Origin of the sequence: Pyxidicoccus caerfyrddinensis, assembly GCF_010894405.1 — a bacterium.
In the GTDB taxonomy this organism is placed as follows: Bacteria; Myxococcota; Myxococcia; order Myxococcales; family Myxococcaceae; genus Myxococcus; species Myxococcus caerfyrddinensis.
This window is the reverse complement of the sequence record NZ_JAAIYA010000098.1, coordinates 1-1,264: the sequence shown is the minus strand read 5'-3', so window position 1 is coordinate 1,264 and position 1,264 is coordinate 1. Positions and strand designations below refer to the sequence as shown.

Here is a 1,264-nt window from a genome sequence, read left to right as displayed (position 1 = left end):
GTCGAACGGGCCGTGGAAGGCCGTCAGGACGCGGGCGCCCGCGCCACGCGCGCCTATGCTGCGGCGGTCAGGAGCGCGCTCACCGACGACCACCGCCCGCCCCTCAACCCCTCCGGCCTGCTGCTACGCCGACGCCTGGGCGCCATCGAGAAGAGCTTGGAACGGGTGTCAAAAGGGGGGCCTGCCCACCGGAGTTGAGCCGCCTGCATGCGGTGCTGCGCAACGCCTTGAAGGCCACGGCCTGCATGTGGCCCGGCCTCGCGCAGGCCTACCGGTGGGTGGAGCGCACCGCGGCCATCCTCCAGAACGAGCCCGGCTTGGACGCCGCAGGGGTGCGACGCCGGCTCGCCGCGCTGCTGGCCGCCCTGGTGCGCTGGACGCGTCGACGTCACCGGGGTGTCCTGCGCCAGGCCCTCGCCCATTTCCTCCTCGAAACGCGCCGCTACTGGAAGGGCCTCTTCCACTGCTACGACGTGCCGGACCTTCCCCGCACCGACAACGCCCTGGAGCATCTCTTTGGCACCTGTCGCTACCACGAGCGGCGAGCCTCGGGCCGGGTGCGCGGCAGTGCCGGCCTCGTCGTGCGCGGCGGGGTACGGCTGCCGGCCATCGCCTCGGCCCACCTGCTGCCTGAACTCGACGGCACCCACCTGGCGCCTGGGAACCTCGATGACTAGCGGCGGCTACGCGCCCAGCTTGAAGAGCGGCGCGTGCCTCGCATCATGGGCCGACGCTTCCGCGCCGACCCGGACGCCTACCTCCGAGCCATCGAAGCGGAGCTCAGGCCATATTTGCCGGTGTAGTTTTTTTAGCAGCTCTCGCTCCATTCGCAGCTGGCGGTTCTCCGCTCGCAGCAGGGCAAGCTCCTCCCGTTCCTCCTGGAGAAGCATCCCCGGCCGTCCCTCGCCGCGCGCCTCTTTCGCCCTCTCCACCCAGGTACGCAGGACGGACTCCGTGAGGTCCAGGTCCTTTGCCACCTCCGGAATGCCCTTGTCCTCGTCCAGCACCAACTTCACCGCGCCGTCCTTGAACTCGCGCGTGAACTTCCGGCGTGGCCTCCGGGACTGCTTCTGCTTCGCGTCACTCGCCGACATTGGACACCCTTTCCATAACGTCTTGGGTGTCCACGGAATCGGGGCAGGCTCACATCGAGCACCGCGAGTTCGAGTACGTGCGCCATGGGAAAGTGAACTTCCTGGCCCTGCTGGTGGTGCACGCGGGCACCATGCGGGGCTGGTGCCTGGAGAAGAACGACGGGGGGCGT

At 69.1% G+C, this 1,264-nt stretch carries 1 protein-coding gene and 2 pseudogenes; 2 read left to right on the top strand and 1 reads right to left on the bottom strand.

The window, feature by feature from the left end:
• Both G4D86_RS52480 and G4D86_RS52475 read left to right on the top strand, forming a co-directional pair.
• Positions 1-198: pseudogene (locus G4D86_RS52480) on the top strand (ISNCY family transposase); the annotation flags it as partial.
• On the top strand, positions 195-677 hold the full coding sequence (locus tag G4D86_RS52475) for a hypothetical protein (protein WP_205520435.1): 483 nt from the start codon (positions 195-197) through the stop codon (positions 675-677). The pseudogene G4D86_RS52480 and the gene G4D86_RS52475, both read left to right, overlap by 4 nt.
• Before the next feature lie 126 nt (positions 678-803).
• Here the strand turns inward: G4D86_RS52475 and G4D86_RS51645 are convergent.
• Positions 804-1,094, bottom strand: a pseudogene (locus G4D86_RS51645) (transposase); the annotation flags it as partial.
• Positions 1,095-1,264 lie beyond the last annotated feature (170 nt).